Source organism: Caballeronia zhejiangensis (assembly GCF_022879815.1).
Taxonomy (GTDB): Bacteria; Pseudomonadota; Gammaproteobacteria; order Burkholderiales; family Burkholderiaceae; genus Caballeronia; species Caballeronia zhejiangensis.
This window is the reverse complement of record NZ_CP084285.1, coordinates 553,600-572,027: the sequence shown is the minus strand read 5'-3', so window position 1 is coordinate 572,027 and position 18,428 is coordinate 553,600. Positions and strand designations below refer to the sequence as shown.

Genomic DNA, 18,428 nt, shown 5'->3' with positions numbered 1-18,428 from the left:
GTCCGCGTGCGCGGAGATAGACCTAGTCCGAAAGGAGTACGCGCACTAGTCCGTCTGATGCGCGTCGACGCCTCCTTTCGGGGAATGGGCGCGCGGCGATCGCGTCCCTACACTCGAATCAACGTATTCATGGCGGCGCATGGCCGCCACGCCCGGAGAAACGGATGAGTCACTTTCTGGATCGGCTGAAGTTCATGTCGCGCATCAAGTCCACGTTCTCGAATGGACATGGCGCGGTCGTGAACGAAGACCGCAAATGGGAAAACGGCTATCGCAGCCGCTGGCAGCACGACAAGATCGTGCGCTCCACGCATGGCGTGAACTGCACGGGCTCGTGCTCGTGGAAGGTCTACGTGAAGAACGGCCTGATCACGTGGGAAACGCAGCAGACGGATTATCCGCGCACGCGCCCCGATTTGCCGAATCACGAACCGCGCGGGTGTCCGCGCGGCGCGTCGTATAGCTGGTACGTGTATTCCGCGCAGCGCGTGAAGCATCCGATGGTTCGCGGCCGTCTCATCGAAATGTGGCGCGAAGCGCGCAAGACGCTCGATCCGGTCGCGGCGTGGGCGTCCATTTGCGAAGACCCCGTGAAGGCAAAGCGCTACAAGAGCGTGCGCGGCCTCGGCGGTTTCGTGCGCGCCGACTGGGACACCGCGAGCGAGATCATCGCGGCGGCGAATGCGTACACCATTGGCAAGTACGGGCCTGACCGCGTGATCGGTTTCTCGCCGATTCCAGCGATGTCGATGGTTTCCTATGCGGCCGGCGCGCGCTATCTGAGCCTGATCGGCGGCGCATGCCTGTCGTTCTACGACTGGTACTGTGATCTGCCGCCCGCATCGCCGCAAATCTGGGGCGAGCAGACCGACGTGCCCGAATCCGCCGACTGGTACAACTCCACGTACCTGATGGTTTGGGGCTCGAACGTGCCGCAGACGCGCACGCCCGACGCGCACTTCTACACCGAAGCGCGCTACAAGGGCACGAAGACGGTCGCGGTGTCGTCGGATTACGGCGAAATGGTGAAGTTCGGCGACATCTGGCTCGCGCCGAAGCAGGGCACGGACGCCGCGCTCGCCATGGCGATGGGCCACGTCGTGCTGAAGGAATTCCACGCGAGCGGCAAGTCAGCGTACTTCCGTGACTACGTGAAGCGCTATACCGACATGCCGATGCTCGTCGTGCTGCGCGAACACGAAGGCACGCTCGTGCCCGATCATTTCCTGCGCGCATCGCAACTGCAGAACGATCTCGACGAAGCGAACAATCCGCAATGGAAGACGCTCGTCATCGACGAGACGAGCGGCAAGATCGTCGCGCCGAACGGCACGATCGGGTTCCGCTGGGGCGAGGCGAATCACAACGACGGCGCGAAAGTCGGCCGCTGGAACCTCGAACAGAAGGACGGCGGTTCGGGTCGCGACATCGATCCGTGCCTGTCGCTGATCGACGCTCATGACGAAATTGCAGAGGTGAGCTTCCCATACTTCGGCGCGGAGCATGTGCGTGTCCGGTTGCCCGTACAAGAAGATGTATTTCAACTGGAAGTCGGGCAAGGCCGAGAAGTGCGTGTTCTGTTATCCGCGTATCGAAGCGGGTGAGCCGACGGTGTGCTCGGAAACCTGCGTAGGCCGTATCCGCTATCTCGGCGTGATGCTGTACGACGCGGACCGCATTGCCGAGGCTGCGTCGGTCGAAGCGACGACGGATCTCTATCAGTCGCAACTCGATCTGTTCCTCGATCCGCACGACCCGCAAGTTCAGGCCGAAGCGCTCCGTCAAGGCATCGCGCAAAGCTGGCTCGACGCGGCGAAGCGCTCGCCGGTGTATCGCATGGCGTGCGAGTGGAAGGTCGCGTTCCCGTTGCATCCGGAATACCGCACGCTGCCTATGGTCTGGTACGTGCCGCCGCTCTCGCCGATCCAGTCGGCCGCGGATGCCGGTCACATGGGCATGAACGGCGTGATTCCGGACGTGAAGAGCTTGCGCATTCCCATGCGCTATCTCGCGAACCTGCTCACCGCCGGCGACGAGGCGCCGATCGTCTCCGCGCTGAACCGCATGCTCGCGATGCGCGCGTTCAAGCGTGCGCAGAACGTGAACAACGTGAACGATGACGCCGTGCTGAACGATGTCGGCCTCACCGCGTCGCAAGTGGAAGAGATGTATCAATTGATGGCGATCGCCAACTACGAAGACCGTTTCGTCGTGCCGTCGTCGCACAAGGAAATGGCGCAGGACAGCTTTGACGAAAAGGGCAGTTGCGGTTTCTCGTTCGGCAATTGCGGATCATCGGGGGTATCGGACGGATCGCTTTTCGGATCGCGAACGCACGGCGAAGTAAGTTACGCGGCGTTGCCGAAGTCGCGCAAGAAGGCACTGCAGGAAGGCTGACCGAGGATCACACATGTCGCTCTATTCCATACTTTCCGCGCTGCTCGATTATCCCGAGCCCGCGCTTCTTGACGCGCTGCCAGAAATCGAAGCCGCGTTGCACGACTGGCCGCAGGCCCAAACGCGCCTTGCACCGCTCATCGCGTCGCTGAAGCGTCCGCTGATCGAAGTGCAACTTACATACGTGGCCACGTTCGACCGCAATCCGTCGCATTCGCTGCATCTGTTCGAACACGTTCATGGCGAAAGCCGCGATCGCGGTCAGGCGATGGTCGATCTGCTCGACGAGTATCGCGGTCTCGGCCTCGATATCGAATCGAACGAACTGCCCGACTACGTGCCGCTTTTTCTCGAAGCGCTGGGCGCGATCGAGCCGGCCCGCGCGCAGTCGCTGCTCAATGACGCCATTCATGTGCTCGATGCCATCGGTGAACGTCTCGCGCGCAATGAGAGCCCGTATTCGACGGTTTTCGCGGTGTTGCGCGAGCTCGCGACGGTCGAGCCGCGTCCGCTCACGCAGCCGCCCGTGCGCGACATGGACGAAATGCTCGAAACCTTCGGTCCCGGCGCGGACGGCGTCGAGCCGCTGCTCGCACCGCACATGCGCCAGGATACGCAGACCATTCGCTTTCATCCGCGCGGCGCAATGACTGCCGGCGCGGCCGCTCTTGCCGCAAAGGACGCACGATGAACATGCTCAACTCCTTCTTTTTCGGTATCTATCCGTATATCGCCGCCAGCATCTTTCTCTTCGGCAGCTTCGTGCGTTTCGAACGCGAGCAATATTCGTGGAAGGCGGATAGCACCCAACTCGTCGATCGCGGCAATCTCAGACTTGGCAACATCTTGTTTCACGTCGGGATTCTCGGGCTGTTCTTCGGGCATCTCGTCGGCCTGCTCACGCCGGTCGCCGTATGGGACGCGCTCGGCGTCGAGCATAGCGTCAAGCAGGTATTCGCAATGATCGCTGGGGGTGTAATGGGCACGTTATGCCTCGCAGGCTTGCTGATCCTGCTGCATCGACGCTTGACGAGCGCGCGCCTGTCCGCCGTGACGAAAGTCGGCGACCGCGTGTTGTTGCTGTGGATCTTGATCACGCTGCTCCTGGGTCTATCGACGATTGGCGTATCGGCCGGTCACATGGACGGCTCGATGATGGTGCGGCTCATGACCTGGGCCCAGCACATCTTCACGTTCAGAGCCGATGCCGCGCACTATGTCGCAGATGCGCCGCTGCTCTTCCGTATACATTTGTTCATGGGCATGAGTCTCTTCGTGATATTCCCGTTCACGCGTCTCGTGCATGTGTGGAGCGGCTTCGCTTCGCTCGGCTATCTTGGGCGGGCCTGGCAATTGGTCCGCAGCCGCTGATTCCCTTGATCGAGAAGCATGTTCCTGTCGTCGTTTCGCGAACGTCTGACCACACGCATCGTCACGCTGTCGATGGTGTCGCTGGTTCTCGTGCTCGCGATGATCGGCGGGACACTCTGGCTCTCATGGCAACTGCAGGGTGCAGGCGCCGCGATCAACGACGCAGGCAGCCTGCGCATGCGCGCGAACGCAGTCGCAATTGCGCTATTGAAGGGTGAAAAGGCGCCATCGCCGTTGCTGCAACTGCAGATCGAGCAGATGAACGCAACGCTCGACCGCCTGCGTAAAGGCGATCCAGCGCGCCCGCTCTTCCTTCCAGACGATGTCGATGTGCGCCGACAGTTCGATCACGTCGCGAACGCGTGGCATTCGCGACTCGAACCCGATGTTCGCGAGGGCATGGCGAGCGCAGACCCACAGGCGGTGGCGCGCTATCTGCTGCAATTGCGCACTTTCGTCACTGGCGCCGACGACCTCGTCGGCTTGATCGAGCGGGAGAACGCACGCAAGACCGCATGGCTGCGCACGTCGCAGATGGCGCTTGCGGCGATGGCGTGTATCGGCACCGCGGCGATCGTCTATTTGCTCTTCTTGTGGATCGTCGTGCCCGTTCAGCGCTTGCAGGACGGGCTTGCGCGCATCGAGGCACGCGAGTTCGATGCGCGTCTGCCCGTCGAAACGCAGGACGAGTTCGGACATCTTGCCGCGGGCTTCAATCGCATGGCCGCGGAATTGCAGACGCTCTATCGCGACCTTGCGGGCCGGGTCGAAGCGAAGACCGCCGAGCTGGCCGCGCAGAACCGCGAACTGACGGCCCTTTATGAAATGGCGGCTTTCGTGAATCAGCCGAATGACGTCGATGCGCTGTGCCGAGGCTTTCTTGCACGCCTCATGCGTCAATTCGACGCCGACGGCGCGGCGGTTCGTCTCTTCACCGAAGATGGTCAAGTGCGTCTGATCGGCTCGGAAGGATTGCCGGCCGCGCTGCTTCAGGACGAAAGTTGCTTCGCCGCAGACGCCTGCGCATGCGCGCAGCGTTCATGCCAACGCGCGGGTTTCGCGAGCGTCGCCGCGTTCAGCATCGTTTCGCAAGGCGAGAAGCTCGGCGCCTTCTCGCTGCACTTCGGCGGCGAGCGGACTATTCCCGCAACCGAAGCGCACTTGCTCGAAACACTCGGCACGCACTTCGGCACAGCGCTCAAGAACCGACGGCTTGCGGCATTGGCGCGGCAGCTTGCGGTGTCGGAGGAGCGAAATCTCGTTGCGCAGGGCTTGCATGACAGCATCGCGCAAAGCCTGAACTTCATGAAGATGCAGGTACATCTTCTGGATGCGGCCACGCGCGAAGAACGCATGGACGAAATCCGCGAAATCGTGCCTATGCTTACGGGCGGATTGGCGGAAAGCTACGACGACGTGCGCGAACTCCTGATGAACTTCCGCACTAGGCTCGGCACCGGCGATCTGAGGCGGGCGGTAAACGAATCCGTCGAACGCTTTGGCATGCAAACGGGCATTGCGCCATCGCTCGATTATCGGGAGGAAGGCGGCTTGCCTTTGCCGCCGGATCAGCAGTTGCAAGTGCTTTTCATTTTGCAGGAGGCGCTGTCGAACATTCGCAAACACGCGGAAGCTCAGCGCGTTTTCGTGACGATCGTCAATGGTCGTGACTTTAGCCTCCTTGTCGAAGATGATGGTCAGGGCTACGATCCAAAGGAGATGGCCGTCCTTGGCGAGACGCATGTCGGCTTTCATATCATGCGCGAGCGCGCGCAAAGGCTCGGCGCAATTCTGCGGCTGACCGGAGCGCCAGCATGCGGGGCGCGCGTCGAACTCGTCTTGCCCGCCCCGGCGCGTCAGGCTGTCTAAATATGGTCACGCGCGCTCGCTTCGAGAGCTGCTTCGAGTTGTGTCATGACCATCCGCATTCTGTTGATCGACGACCACGCGTTATTTCGCTCAGGCGTTCACGCGCTCCTGCAACGGCAGTCAGACTTCGAAGTCGTCGGCGAAGCGTCCGACGGGCTCGAAGGTCTCAAGCGCGCCAAGCAATTTCGCCCGGACGTGATTTTGCTCGATCTCAACATGCCCGGACTATCCGGCCTCGAAACGCTCAAGTTGCTCGTGCAGGACGTACCGGAAACGGCGGTCGTCATGCTGACCGTATCCGAAGATCTCGACGAACTTTCATTGGCATTGCGCGATGGCGCGTGCGGCTATCTGCTCAAGAGCATCGAAACGGAGACGCTCGCAAGCGCGATCCGCAAGGCGGCGGGGGGCCAGCCCGTCATCGCGGACGACATGACGGCGAAGCTCATCGCAAGCATGCGTGCACCGAAGGCAGCGCCGGTTCCCGCTCCAGCGGTCGCCGCCGATCCACTCACTACGCGCGAGCGCGACATCATGCGCGAACTGTCGCACGGTGCAAGCAACAAGGAAATCGCGCGCTCGCTGATGCTCGCGGAAAGCACGGTGAAGATCCACGTGCGCAACATTTTGCGCAAGCTCAATCTCACGAGCCGCGTGCAGGTCGCGATATACGCGGTCGGGCACGATGCGGTGCAGGCAACGGAAGCCGTTTGAACGGTCGTCGCGCTGCATCGAAGCTCGGATCACATCAAGCTGTACACCATGAATTCACATCAAACTGATTTGCCCATGACCTCTCACGATCATTCTTTCGCGCCGCTCACGATTCGCGGCCGCAATCTGCTGCCGATCGTGCAGGGCGGCATGGGCGTCGGCATTTCCGCGCATCGGCTCGCGGGCAGCGTCGCGCGAGAAGGCGCGGTCGGCACCATCGCGAGCATCGACTTGCGTCATCATCACGAAGACTTGCTCGCCATGTGCCGCGAAGACCACTCGCGGCCGACGCTCGAGCGCGCCAACCTCATCGCGCTCGCGCGCGAGATCAAGTCGGCGCGCGAGTTGTCGCAAGGACGCGGCATGATCGCCGTGAACGTGATGAAAGCCGTGAGCGCGCACGCCGATTACGTGCGCGTGGCGTGCGAAGAGGGCGCCGATGCCATCGTGATGGGCGCGGGCCTGCCGCTCGACTTGCCCGATCTCACGCAAGGTTGCGATATCGCGCTCATTCCGATTCTCTCCGATAGCCGCGGCGTCACGCTCGTCCTCAAGAAATGGATGAAGAAAGGCCGCTTGCCCGACGCCATCGTGATCGAGCATCCCGGACACGCGGGTGGCCATCTCGGCGTCGCGGACGTCGCCGATATGAACGACGAGCGCTTCGGCTTCGAGCGCGTTCTGAAGGAACTCGATGCATCGTTTGCGGCGCTCGGACTCAAGCGCGAAGACGTGCCGGTGATCGTCGCGGGCGGCATCAACAGCCATGAAGCCGTGCGCAAGTGGCTCACGGCCGGCGCCAACGGCGTGCAGGTCGGCACGCCGTTCGCCGTCACCGAGGAAGGCGACGCGCATCCGGAGTTCAAGCGCGTGCTGGTCGAGGCGGAGCCCGACGATATCGTCGAGTTCATCAGCGTGACCGGCCTGCCCGCGCGCGCCGTCAAGACGCCGTGGCTCATGCGCTATCTGCGTAACGAAGAACGCATTCGAACGAAAATCGGCGCGCGCAAACAGACGTGTCCGTCGGCGCTCGAATGCCTGAGCGCGTGCGGCTTGCGCGATGGCATCGAGAAATTCGGGCATTTCTGCATCGATACGCGGCTTGCCGCGGCATTGCGGGGCGACGTCGGCAATGGACTGTTCTTCCGCGGGCGCGAAAAACTGCCGTTCGGCGCAGCGATCCGCAACGTGCGCGATCTGATCGAACTCCTGTTGACGGGCGCGACGAAATCGTCCCCGGCGGCGTGCTGAGAAGCGGAAACATCGTGTTTCGCTGCGAGCCGTGACCGATCGTCCCGTTCCTATTGGCTCGGAACGGGGCCGATCTTAGGCTTGATGCCGATTGGCTCGCACGCCGCAATCCACGGAGTACCGCACGATGTCGAAGCGCTTTCCCCTGAACCCAAAGCATCCCGAGCGCAATTGCTGGGGTTGCGATCACTATTGCGCGACGGACGCCATGCGTTGCGGAAACGGTTCGAGCCGGACGCAGCATCCGGCCGAGTTGCTTGGCGAAGACTGGTACGAGCAAGGCGATTGGGGCCTCGAAATCGCCGACAACGCCAAGTCGATTCAACCGTCCGTCGCCAAAGCGCGCTGAATCGCGACTTCAGCGCACGATTTCGCCGATCGTCAGTTCAATCACGCCCGCATCTTTCGTCGATACCCGTCCGCTCGATCCGCTCAGATCGCCGGGCGATGGCCGCGCTTTCCCGGACGCCGACACGCGCGCAGCGATGTCGATGCGCTCGAAATCCGAGAGGCGGCGGTTCGGCGTCATCGACATTGAATCGTTGAGATAAACCGTCGCAGGAAGCTGGTTCGCGCTCAGGCGCTGGACCGCGATCGGCATGCGTGAGCCATCGTCGGCGAGCGCGTAGACGAAGACCGTATCCGTTGGACGGACGCGCGACGCGAACTCAGGGCTCAACTGCACGCGGACTTCGACCGACGCCGAACCGGTGCCGTCCGCGATCGCCCGCACTTCGTCGATATTCTTCTGCGCCTGCTGCGCGATCTGCGGCGCGAGATCCGGCACCTGCCTCAAACGCTCCCAGTATCCGATGGCTTGCGTGTATTCGCGCCGGTCGAATGCCGCCGATGCAGCCAGCGCCAGCGCCTTCGGCTGCGTCGCGTCGAGCGCGAGCGCCGAGTGGATGACCTTCAGCGCCGCGTCGTTGAGATCGCCGCCGTTCGCGCTCGCGATGGCATCGGCGTAATCGGCAAGCAATTCGGCATCGCGCGGATTCAGCGCAACCGCCCGCCGATACGCCTGCGCGGCATCGTCGGCGCGCGTCAGCACCATGTACGAACGCGCGAGCATCGTCCAGCCTTGGGCGTCGTCGGGATTGCGCCGCAACCGCGCGGCCAGAAGACTGACGGCCGCTTCCATCGACCGGGGCGTGTCCGCGTGTTCGCTCACCGATGAAGCCGCCGCCGCTTGAATCGCGAGCGCCGCCGGATCGCCGACACGCATGTAAAGCGTCAGCGCGGACGCCGGCACGAGCGCGATCAGCAAGCCGGCGAGCGCGGCGTGCGTCGTTCGTTGATTCGCGACGCGCGCGCGCAACAGCGGCGGCACGACGCATGCGAGCGCGGCGAAGAGCATCGCGGCAACGATCAGCCAGAACGGGATCATCGGCTCATGCTCCTTTTTCTTCGGGTCTGATGCGCGCGCCGGATATGCAGCGCCATCGCAACCGCGCCCGCCGCGAGCACGGCGAACGGCCCGAACCACAGCGCCCACGTGACGGGCTTCACGGGCGGCCGATACAGCACGAAGTCGCCGTATCGGCGCACCATGTACGCCTGAATCTGCTCGTCGCTCGCGCCTTGCCCGACTTGCTCGCGAATGCGCGCGCGCAGATCGGCGGCGAGATCGGCGGTCGAATCGGCGAGGCTCTGGTTCTGGCACACGACGCAGCGGAAATGCTCCGCGAGATGGCGCGCGCGTTCGTCATCGGGCGATTGTTGCGCCTGAGCGCACCCGATGCACGCAGCGATCATCCACGCGAGCCGCCTAATCACGCGCGTTCTCCTTTTGCAGCTTGCCGACGAGCGGACCAATCACGCCATCGATCGACGCGCGCGTGAGCGGTCCCGCCTGCCGATAGCGCACGACGCCCGCGCGATCGATCACGAACGTCTCCGGCACGCCGTACACGCCATAGTCGATGCCGGTGCGCCCGTCGCGATCGACGAACGACGTCACGTACGGATTGCCCGCCGCCTTCAGCCATTGCAGCGCGGGCGCACGTTCGTCGCGGTAGTTCAGGCCGTACACCGGCGCCGCGCCGCTCGCCGCGAAATCCGTCAGGACGGCATGCTCATCGCGGCACGCTTCGCACCACGACGCCCACACGTTCAGAATCCACACCTGTCCGCGCAGCGCGTGCGACGACATCGTCCGGTTCGCGGCATCGAGACGCGGCAGATCGAACTCCGGCGCGGGTTTGCCGATGAGCGCGGAAGGCAGGCGACGCGGATCGTGGCGCAAACCGGCCGCGAGCACCGCGACGAGCAGACCGAACACGGCGAGCGGAATCAGAAAGCGCTTCATCGTCCTGTCTCGCCGATGCTTCGCGGCGGTTCCACGGCAATCGCAACGGCGGCGGCCCGTTGCGGCGCGCGCAGCTTCGCGTAACGCCGATCCGCCGCCGCGAGCAGGCCGCCGAGCGCCATCAACACGCAGCCGCCCCAGATCCAGCGCACGAACGGCTTGATCTGGATGCGCACGGTCCACGCGCCGCCGCCCGCCGGCTGATCGAGCGCGACGTACAGATCGCGCAGCACGCCGCGATCGATGGCGGCTTCGGTCGTCGGCGTGTTGGAGGCGAGGAATTCGCGTTTCTCCGGATGCAGTGTCGCGATAGCTTTGCCGTCGCGCGTCACCGCGATCGTCGCACGCGTCGCGCGATAGTTCGGTCCGTCGATCGCGCGCACGTTGTCGAGCCGGAAGCGATATCCGCCCGCATCGACGCTCTCGCCGGGCGCGAGCCGCGCGTCGCGTTCGACGGGAAAGCCCTTCACCATCGTCACGCCGACGACGAACACGCCGACGCCCGCGTGTGCGAGCCACATGCCGACGGTCGCGAGCCGCGCGCGCTGCCGTCCCTTGATGATGCGCTCGATCACGCTCGTCGCGATCGTCGCGAACGTCCACGCGGCGAGCAGCAAGCCGAGGCTCACGAACGGACGCGACACGCCGGGCACGAACGCGCTCGCCACGCTCACGAGCGCGGCCCAGCGCAGCCGCACGGCAAGCTGCGGCAGACGCGCGGCCTTCCAGCGCGCGAGCGGCCCGACGCCCATCAGAAAGATCGCGGGTGTCATCAGCGGGACGAACACGCTGTCGAAGTACGGTGCGCCGACGGAAATCTTGTCGAGATCGAGCGCGTCGAGGACCATCGGATAGAGCGTGCCGAGCATCACCGATGCAGCGGCGACGAGCATCAGCAGATTGTTCGACAGCAGCAACGCCTCGCGGGATACGGGCTCGAAACCGACCGCCGACACGGCTCGCGGCGCGCGCCACGCGAACAGCGCGAGACCGCCGCCCGAAAACAGCGCGAGCAGCGCGAGGATGAACACGCCGCGCGCCGGATCGGACGCGAAGCCGTGCACCGATGTCACAACGCCCGAGCGCACGAGAAACGTGCCGAGCAACGAGAGCGAGAACGCGCAGATCGCGAGCAGGGCGCTCCACGCGCGGAACGCGCCGCGCTTGGCGGTCGCGGCGAGCGAATGGATCAGCGCGGTGCCGGCGAGCCACGGCATGAACGACGCGTTTTCGACCGGATCCCAGAACCACCATCCGCCCCAGCCGAGTTCGTAGTACGCCCACGCGCTGCCGAGCATGATGCCGAGCGTCAGGAACATCCACGCGGCGAGCGTCCACGCGCGCGAGGCGCGCGCCCAGGCGGAGTCGAGCTTGCCATCGAGCAACGCGGCGATGGCGAACGCGAACGCCACCGAAAAGCCGACATAGCCCATGTACAGCAGCGGCGGATGAATCACCATGCCGGGATCCTGCAACAGCGGATTGAGATCGCGGCCGTTCATCGCGGGCGGCATGATGCGCGTGAACGGATTCGACGTCAGCAGCATGAAAAGCAGAAAGCCCGCGTCGATCCAGCTCATCACGCCGAGCACGCGCGCCGCGAACGGCAACGGCAGGCGCTTGCCGAAGCACACGACCGCGCTCATCCAGAGCGTGAGCAGCAGCGCCCACAGCAGCAGCGAGCCTTCGTGACCGCCCCAGACCGCGGTGAACCGGTAAATGGCCGGCAGCGCCGAGTTCGAATTGCCGACGACGTAGATCACGGAAAAATCGTCGTCGAGAAACGACGTCGCGAGACAGCCGAACGCGATCGCGACGAAGCCGAATTGCCCGCACGCGGCGGGCGCGGCGACGCGCATCCATCCTTCGATGGCAAGTCGCGCGCCGAGCATCGGCACGATGCCCGCGACGAGCGCGAGCAGCATCGCGAGGATGAGCGCGAAATGGCCGATCTCGGGGATCATCGGCGCGCTCCCGCGTTCCCGTCCGCCGATGCGCGCGCTTCACGCAGCGCGCGTTCGAGTGGCGGCGGCGTGTACTTTTCGTCGTGCTTGGCCAGGACTTCGTCGGCGTGAAAACGTCCGTCGGCGCCGAGCGTGCCTTGCGCGACGACGCCGCTGCCTTCGCGAAAGAGATCGGGCAGCGCGCCCGTGTAGACGACAGGAATCGACGCGCGCCCGTCCGTGACGACGAAGCTCACCGTGCGGCTGTCGGCGTGCTTCAAGAGCGATCCGCGTTCGACGAGTCCGCCGAGCCGGAAGCGCTGCGTGCGCGTTTCCTCGTGCGACGCGATCTCGCTCGGGCTGACGAAGAACATCACGTTGGCGCGGAACGCGTTGAGCACGAACGCGCACGCGAGCGCGGCGCTCGCGAGGCCGAGCGCGATGACCGCGAAGCGGCGATGGCGCGCTTTCATCGGCGCAGCGCGCGGTGGACGAGCCACGCTTCCGCGCCCATCAGCAGAAAAGTGATCGCGAACGCGGCGCAAAGCAGCGGATTCGCGGCGAGCATCGTCGGGACGGATGCGAGCGTGTTCATGCGGCACGCTCCTCGATTCGCGACGGACGCTCGTCGCTCGCGCGCACGCGTTCGGCCGCGCGCAGGATGACGCGCGCGCGCGCCAACGCCACGGCGATCGCATACGACCAGAATCCCGCCGTCATCACGACGATGCCCCAAGCCATCGACGTTTCCATCGCGACGCCGCTGCCGAATCCGAGCGACGGTCCTTGATGCAGCGTGTACCACCATTGCACGGAAAAATAGATGATCGGGACATTCACGACGCCGATCAGCGCGAGCACCGAGCACGCGCGATCGGCGCGGCGGGTGCCGTCGATGGCCGCGTGCAGCGCGAGATAGCCGACGTACAGGAAGAACAGGATCAACTCCGACGTGAGCCGCGCGTCCCAGACCCACCATGTGCCCCACGTCGGCTTGCCCCACAACGCGCCCGAAATCAGCGCGATCGCCGTGAACGACGCGCCGGTCGGGGCGAGCGCGCGGGCCATCATCGCGCAAAGGCGCGCGTTCATCGCGAGATGCAGCGCGCTGTACGCGGCCATCACGAGGTAGATGAGCATCGACATCCACGCGGCGGGCACATGCACGAACATGATGCGGTAGATGTCGCGTTGCAGCGCATCGGCGGGCGCGACGCCGAGGCCGATCACGAGTCCCATCGCGATGAACACGACCGACGCGAACGCGAACCACGGCGTCGCGCGCGCGGCGAAGCGTTCGAAGTTGCGGGCGGACGCGTAGCGGAACCAGTTCATAGGCGCTATTCCATCGATATGCGCAGGGCCGCCGCGCTCGCGAACGGACACAGCCATAGCGCGATGCACAACGCCGCCGCGAGCAGCGAGAAATTCGCGTTCGCCCATGCGGCGCTCGCGGCGGGATCGGCCGCGCCGACGCCGAATACGAGCACCGGCACGTAGAGCGGCAGAATCAGCAATGCGAGCACGACGCTGCCGCCGCGCACGCCGAGCGTGAGCGCCGCGCCCATCGAACCGATCAGCGAAAGCAGCGGCGTGCCGATCAGGAGCGACGCCATCAGCATGAGGATCGTGCGCGCATCGAGCCCGTATTCGAGCGCGAGACCGGTCGTGATCCAGTGCGCGGCGATCTTGCCGAGCACGATGCCCGCGAGCGGCTGCGGCGAAAGCAGCATCTGTTCGAGCGCGCCGCTCGCGAAATCGTTGCTGAAGAGCTGGCCAGCCGAAAGCAGCGCCGCGAACAGCGCCGTGACCCACAGCACGCCCGGCGCGATTGCGTGCAGCAGCTTCGGATCGGGACCGACGCCGAGCGGAAACAGACTCGACGCCAGCACGAAGAAGAGCAGCACGGAAAGCGTCACGGTGCGCGAGCGCCAGTTCAAGAGCAGCTCGCGCCGGATCACCCGAAGCGTCAGCGCGATCATGCCGCGCTCCGTTCGAGATGCAGATGACGTGCGCGCGCGGCATCGACGGCAAGCGGGCGATGCGTCGTCGCGACGAGCGCGCCGCCTTCGCGCAGATGATCGTCGATGCATGCGGCGAACCAGAGCGCGCCCGCGTCATCGACGGCTTCGGTGGGTTCGTCGAGCAGCCACAGCGGCTTGGCCGCGAGCACGAGCCGCGCGAGCGCCACGCGCCGCCGCTGACCTTCCGACAGCCGGTTCAGGCGCGCGTGCATCAGCGGCTGCAAACCGGCGCGCTCGAGCACGTCGCGCTCGTTCGCGTGCAAGGCGTTCGCGCCGAGCAACGCCGCGAAGCGCAGGTTTTCCGCGACCGTCAGTTCGCCGTTGAAGCCGTCGGCGTGGCCGAGATACGCGAGGTCGCGTCTGAAGCGCGCCGGATCGTCGCGCACGTTCACGCCGCGCCATGACACCTTCCCCGCGGCGGGCGGCAACAGACCCGCGAGCGCGGCGATCAACGAGCTCTTGCCGCTGCCGTTCGCGCCGTGGATGAGCAACGCCGCGCCGCCATCGACGCACAGATTCACGCCGGCGACGATCGTGCGGCTGCCGCGCATCACGTCGAGTTGCCGGGCGCTGAGCATGAATGTTTCCTCTCTTGGCGTTGTTTACTGCTTCTTTCTGTCGTCGATTTCCTGCGCCTTCGCCATGTTCGGCAGTTCATGCGCGATGCCCTTGTGGCAATCGATGCACGTCTTCTCGCCAGTCTCCAGAAAGCGCTGATGCGCCTGCTGCGCGCGCGGGCTTTGCCGCGTGAAGTCCATGTACTGGAACGAGTGGCAATTGCGGCATTCGAGCGAGTCGTTCGCCTTGAAGCGCGCCCATTCGTGCTCGGCCAGTTCGAGCCGCTTGTCGAGGAACTTTTCGCGCGTGTTCACCGCGCCGAAAATCTTCGCCCACACTTCCTTCGACGCCTGCATCTTTCGGGCGATCTTGTCGGTCCAGTTGTGGGGAACATGGCAGTCCGAGCACTTCGCGTGCACGCCCGTGCGGTTACTGAAGTGGATCGTGTTCTTCAGTTCGGCGTAGGTGTTGTCGCGCATCTCGTGACAGCCGGTGCAGAAGACTTCGGTGTTGGTCAGCTCCATCGCCGTGTTGAAGGCGCCCCAGAACACCACGCCGGCGACGAAGCCGCCCAGCGTCAGAAAGCCGAGGCTGTAATAGAGGCTCGGCCGGCGAATGGTGATCCAGTAGCGCTTGATCAGTGCCCACATGATGGTCGCTTGTTTATCGTCTATCGCTTCTTGGTTTTGTCCGGCTGCTGCCTGACGTCTTCGACGGCGACGAACGTATTGCCGACGAGCGGTTTCGTATCGGCCTGCGGGACGTGGCATTGCGTGCAGAAGTAGCGTCGCGGCGACAAATGCCCGGACACGCCGCCCTCGCGATCCATGTAATGCGACACCGCCACCGGCACCGCGCCGCTTTCCTCGGCGCGGCTGCGCGCGTGACACCCGAGACAGCGGTTGGCGTTCTTGTCGAGCTGATAGTTGTCGATCTTGTGCGGGATCGTCGGCGGCTGCTGTGCGTAGTTGAGTCCGCGTATCACGTCCTTGTTTTCGGTCGGCGCGATGAGCGGGGCTTTCGGTTCCTCATCGAGCGGCGCCGTGCCGCGCAGCGAATCGTGGAACGGCAGACTGGGCACCGTGGGCTGCGCGATCGCGAGCACGGCCAGCGCAAGAAGCGATGCAATGACGATGGCTGTCAACGTACGCATGGCGTCGGCTCCCGGACCCTAGACCCGCACGATCTTGACCGCGCACTTCTTGTAGTCGGTCTGAAACGAGATCGGATCGGTGGCGTCGAGCGTCACCTTGTTGATGAGCTGGCTCGAATCGAACCACGGCACGAAGACGAGCCCGCGCGGCGGCTTGTCGCGGCCGCGCGTCTCGACGCGCGTACGCATCTCGCCGCGCCGCGATATCACGCGCACCTCGACGCCGCGTCGCAGGCCAAGCGCTTTCGCGTCGTCGGGATGCATGAAGCACACCGCGTTCGGAAACGCGCGATACAGTTCGGGCACGCGGCGCGTCATCGATCCCGAATGCCAGTGCTCCAGCACGCGGCCCGTCGCGAGCCAGAACGGATAGTCCTTGTCCGGCGATTCGGCGGGCGGCTCGTAAGGCAGCGCGTAGATCACCGCGCGGCCGTCCGGATTGCCGTAGAACTGCCAGTCGGCGCCGGCCTTCACATACGGATCGGAACCCTCCTTGTAACGCCAGCGTGTTTCCTTGCCATCGACGACCGGCCAGCGGATGCCGCGCGCCTGGTGATACATGTCGAACGGCGCGAGATCGTGGCCGTGGCCGCGTCCGAAGCTCGCGTATTCCTCGAACAATCCTTTCTGGATATAGAAGCCGAACGCCGCAGCCTCGTTGTTGCGATATTTCGGATCGACTTGCGAAGCGGGAAACTTGTCGACCTGGCCGTTGCGATACAGGATGTCGTAGAGCGTCTTGCCCTTGTATTCGGGCTTTTTCGCGAGCAGTTCGGCGGGCCAGACTTCCTCGACCTTGAAGCGCTTGGAGAATTCCACGATCTGCCAGAGATCCGAATGCGCGCCGCCTGGCGCCTGTACGAGCTGATGCCAGAACTGCGTGCGCCGTTCCGCGTTGCCGTAGGCGCCTTCCTTCTCGACCCACATCGCGGATGGCAGGATCAGATCGGCGGCGACGGCCGTGACCGTCGGATACACATCCGACACGACGACGAAATTCGAATCCTTGCGATACCCCGGCAGCGCTTCGTTGTTGATATTCGCGGCAGCCTGCATGTTGTTGTTGACCATCACCCAATATGCGTTGATCTTGCCGTCCTTGAGCATGCGGTTTTGCAGCACGGCATGAAAGCCCGGCTTGTCGGGGATGGTGCCCGCGGGCAGCTTCCAGATATGCTCCGCTTCCTCGCGATGCTTCGGGTTGGTCACGACCATATCGGCGGGCAGCCGATGCGAAAACGTGCCGACTTCGCGCGCCGTGCCGCACGCGGACGGCTGGCCCGTCAGCGAGAACGGGCTGTTGCCCGGCGTCGATATCTTTCCCGTCAGCAGATGCAGGTTGTAGACCATGTTGTTGGCCCAGGTTCCGCGCGTGTGCTGATTGAAGCCCATCGTCCAGAAGGACACGACTTTCGTCTTCGGGTCCGCGTACAGCTGCGCGAGCTGGTCGAGCTTGTTCTTCGGCACGCCGGAAATTTTCGTCACGTAGGCAGCGTCGTAGCGCGAGACGAACTGCGCGAATTCGTCGAAGGTGATCGGCTGCGAGCCGTTCGGATCGCCCGCGTTCTTCGCCGCCTTTTGCAGCGGATGGTCGGGCCGCAGCCCGTAACCGATGTCCGCGTTGCCCTTCTTGAAGTTCGTGTGCTTGTCGACGAAATCGCGGTTCACCTTGCCGTTCTTGATGATGTAGTTCGCGATGTAATTCATGATCGCGAGATCGGATTGCGGCGTGAAGACGATGGTTTGATCGGCGAGATCGAACGAACGATGCTCGAACGTCGACAGCGTGACGACGCGCACGTCCTGATTCGAAAGCCGCCGCGCCGTCACGCGCGACCACAGCACCGGATGCATCTCGGCCATATTGGAGCCCCACAGCACGAAGGCGTCGGTGGCTTCGATGTCGTCGTAGCAGCCCATCGGCTCGTCCATGCCGAAGGTCCGCATGAAGCCCGTCACGGCCGATGCCATGCAATGCCGCGCGTTCGGATCGATATTGTTGCTGCGAAATCCCGCCTTCATCAGCTTGACGCCTGCGTAGCCTTCCCAGACGGTCCATTGCCCCGAACCGAACATGCCGACGGCCGTCGGCCCTTTCTCCTTCAGCACGCGCTTGAACTGCTCGGCCATCACGTTGAACGCGACATCCCACGACACGGGCAGGAATTCGCCGTTCTTGTCGTATTTGCCGTCTTTCATCCGCATGAGCGGCGTCGTCAGACGGTCCTGGCCGTACATGATCTTCGAGAGGAAGTAGCCCTTCACGCAGTTGAGTCCGCGGTTGACTTCCGCCTGCGGGTCGGCCTGTGTCGCGACGACCTGATTGCCCTTCACGCCGACGAGCACGCCGCATCCCGTTCCGCAGAAGCGGCAGGGCGCTTTCGACCAGGCGATGTCGTCGCTCTGCGCGACGGCGTGCATGTCGGGCAGCGTGATGCCCGCGGATGCGGCCGCCGTGGTGGCGGCCGTCTGCTTAATGAACGCGCGACGAGTCAGTTTCATCGTCGATGTCCTCGGTGAGCGGATCGGCGGCTTCGTGATGCTGATAGACGAGCGCGGTGCTGATGACATCGGGAATGGATTGCACCGCCTGCAATTGTTCGGCGACGCAAGCGGAGCGATCGCTTTCGAGCGTGAGGACGATCTTGCCGTCGGCGCTCGATCCGTGAACTTGCGCGCCAGGCAAAGCCGCGAGCGCGCGCGTAATTCGTTGCAGCGCTTCTATACGGCCGAATACAACGACGCCGGCTATGTGAAACTCGCAAGACTCATCGGTCTTGTCGGCGTAACGATCGTTGATATCGACGGGTTTGAGCTCCATTTAATTCAAATAGTCGCGA

General features: G+C 64.1%; 19 protein-coding genes and 2 pseudogenes. 8 read left to right on the top strand and 13 right to left on the bottom strand.

Translation table 11 applies throughout. From position 1 onward, the window contains the following. Window positions 1–164: 164 nt before the first annotated feature. The 8 genes and pseudogenes from LDZ23_RS23745 to LDZ23_RS23710 all read left to right on the top strand — a co-directional run. Window positions 165–1,514, top strand: a pseudogene (locus tag LDZ23_RS23745) (molybdopterin-dependent oxidoreductase); the annotation flags it as partial. Next, a pseudogene (locus LDZ23_RS23740) lies at window positions 1,504–2,397 on the top strand (4Fe-4S dicluster domain-containing protein); the annotation flags it as partial. The pseudogenes LDZ23_RS23745 and LDZ23_RS23740, both read left to right, overlap by 11 nt. Window positions 2,398–2,410: 13 nt before the next feature. Next, window positions 2,411–3,088 (top strand): nitrate reductase molybdenum cofactor assembly chaperone, encoded by a 678-nt coding sequence (narJ, locus tag LDZ23_RS23735; RefSeq protein ID WP_008349088.1) that lies wholly within the window; start codon window positions 2,411–2,413, stop codon window positions 3,086–3,088. Beyond that, window positions 3,085–3,768, top strand: a complete 684-nt coding sequence (narI, locus tag LDZ23_RS23730) for a respiratory nitrate reductase subunit gamma (protein ID WP_008349085.1) — start codon at window positions 3,085–3,087, stop codon at window positions 3,766–3,768. Before narJ ends, narI begins: the two co-directional genes overlap by 4 nt. A gap of 18 nt (window positions 3,769–3,786) precedes the next feature. Continuing rightward, complete coding sequence (locus LDZ23_RS23725) at window positions 3,787–5,637, top strand: type IV pili methyl-accepting chemotaxis transducer N-terminal domain-containing protein (RefSeq protein ID WP_008349083.1); 1,851 nt, start codon at window positions 3,787–3,789, stop codon at window positions 5,635–5,637. Between the two features lie 45 nt (window positions 5,638–5,682). Continuing rightward, the gene (locus tag LDZ23_RS23720; RefSeq protein WP_175982649.1) at window positions 5,683–6,351 is read left to right on the top strand and encodes a response regulator; all 669 of its coding nucleotides are present in this window, start codon (window positions 5,683–5,685) and stop codon (window positions 6,349–6,351) included. A gap of 75 nt (window positions 6,352–6,426) precedes the next feature. Beyond that, entirely contained in the window at window positions 6,427–7,602 is a 1,176-nt protein-coding gene (locus LDZ23_RS23715; protein WP_008349076.1) for an NAD(P)H-dependent flavin oxidoreductase, read from the top strand. Window positions 7,603–7,729: 127 nt separating this feature from the next. Then, window positions 7,730–7,951: a DUF3079 domain-containing protein gene (locus tag LDZ23_RS23710; protein ID WP_008349074.1), complete on the top strand. Its 222-nt coding sequence runs from the start codon at window positions 7,730–7,732 to the stop codon at window positions 7,949–7,951. Window positions 7,952–7,960: 9 nt separating this feature from the next. Here LDZ23_RS23710 and LDZ23_RS23705 read toward each other — a convergent pair whose 3' ends face one another. The 13 genes from LDZ23_RS23705 to LDZ23_RS23650 are packed head-to-tail and all read right to left on the bottom strand — an operon-like array spanning window position 7,961 to window position 18,409. Beyond that, window positions 7,961–8,989: a tetratricopeptide repeat protein gene (locus LDZ23_RS23705; RefSeq protein WP_008349072.1), complete on the bottom strand. Its 1,029-nt coding sequence runs from the start codon at window positions 8,987–8,989 to the stop codon at window positions 7,961–7,963. After that, window positions 8,986–9,378: a cytochrome c-type biogenesis protein gene (locus LDZ23_RS23700; RefSeq protein ID WP_008349071.1), complete on the bottom strand. Its 393-nt coding sequence runs from the start codon at window positions 9,376–9,378 to the stop codon at window positions 8,986–8,988. The genes LDZ23_RS23705 and LDZ23_RS23700 overlap by 4 nt, the downstream gene beginning before the upstream one ends. Next, window positions 9,371–9,910, bottom strand: a complete 540-nt coding sequence (locus LDZ23_RS23695; RefSeq protein WP_008349069.1) for a DsbE family thiol:disulfide interchange protein — start codon at window positions 9,908–9,910, stop codon at window positions 9,371–9,373. The genes LDZ23_RS23700 and LDZ23_RS23695 overlap by 8 nt, the downstream gene beginning before the upstream one ends. Next, on the bottom strand, window positions 9,907–11,874 hold the full coding sequence (locus LDZ23_RS23690) for a heme lyase CcmF/NrfE family subunit (protein ID WP_244808235.1): 1,968 nt from the start codon (window positions 11,872–11,874) through the stop codon (window positions 9,907–9,909). Before LDZ23_RS23690 ends, LDZ23_RS23695 begins: the two co-directional genes overlap by 4 nt. Continuing rightward, window positions 11,871–12,326: a cytochrome c maturation protein CcmE gene (ccmE, locus tag LDZ23_RS23685; RefSeq protein ID WP_008349065.1), complete on the bottom strand. Its 456-nt coding sequence runs from the start codon at window positions 12,324–12,326 to the stop codon at window positions 11,871–11,873. Before ccmE ends, LDZ23_RS23690 begins: the two co-directional genes overlap by 4 nt. Further along, on the bottom strand, window positions 12,323–12,448 hold the full coding sequence (locus LDZ23_RS34865; RefSeq protein ID WP_268811663.1) for a hypothetical protein: 126 nt from the start codon (window positions 12,446–12,448) through the stop codon (window positions 12,323–12,325). The genes ccmE and LDZ23_RS34865 overlap by 4 nt, the downstream gene beginning before the upstream one ends. Then, window positions 12,445–13,188: a heme ABC transporter permease CcmC gene (gene ccmC, locus LDZ23_RS23680; protein ID WP_008349063.1), complete on the bottom strand. Its 744-nt coding sequence runs from the start codon at window positions 13,186–13,188 to the stop codon at window positions 12,445–12,447. The genes LDZ23_RS34865 and ccmC overlap by 4 nt, the downstream gene beginning before the upstream one ends. Before the next feature lie 5 nt (window positions 13,189–13,193). After that, window positions 13,194–13,835, bottom strand: coding sequence for a heme exporter protein CcmB (ccmB, locus tag LDZ23_RS23675; RefSeq protein WP_244808234.1), 642 nt, complete (start codon window positions 13,833–13,835; stop codon window positions 13,194–13,196). After that, window positions 13,832–14,455 carry a cytochrome c biogenesis heme-transporting ATPase CcmA gene (ccmA, locus tag LDZ23_RS23670; RefSeq protein ID WP_008349058.1) on the bottom strand — a complete coding sequence of 208 codons (624 nt, stop codon included), beginning with the start codon at window positions 14,453–14,455 and terminating at the stop codon, window positions 13,832–13,834. The genes ccmB and ccmA overlap by 4 nt, the downstream gene beginning before the upstream one ends. A 24-nt stretch (window positions 14,456–14,479) precedes the next feature. Then, window positions 14,480–15,085, bottom strand: a complete 606-nt coding sequence (locus LDZ23_RS23665; RefSeq protein WP_008349056.1) for a NapC/NirT family cytochrome c — start codon at window positions 15,083–15,085, stop codon at window positions 14,480–14,482. A gap of 20 nt (window positions 15,086–15,105) precedes the next feature. Further along, complete coding sequence (locus LDZ23_RS23660; RefSeq protein ID WP_008349053.1) at window positions 15,106–15,588, bottom strand: nitrate reductase cytochrome c-type subunit; 483 nt, start codon at window positions 15,586–15,588, stop codon at window positions 15,106–15,108. Between the two features lie 18 nt (window positions 15,589–15,606). Beyond that, window positions 15,607–18,090 carry a periplasmic nitrate reductase subunit alpha gene (napA, locus tag LDZ23_RS23655; protein WP_008349051.1) on the bottom strand — a complete coding sequence of 828 codons (2,484 nt, stop codon included), beginning with the start codon at window positions 18,088–18,090 and terminating at the stop codon, window positions 15,607–15,609. Then, window positions 18,062–18,409 carry a chaperone NapD gene (locus tag LDZ23_RS23650; protein WP_008349049.1) on the bottom strand — a complete coding sequence of 116 codons (348 nt, stop codon included), beginning with the start codon at window positions 18,407–18,409 and terminating at the stop codon, window positions 18,062–18,064. The genes napA and LDZ23_RS23650 overlap by 29 nt, the downstream gene beginning before the upstream one ends. Window positions 18,410–18,428: the final 19 nt, after the last annotated feature.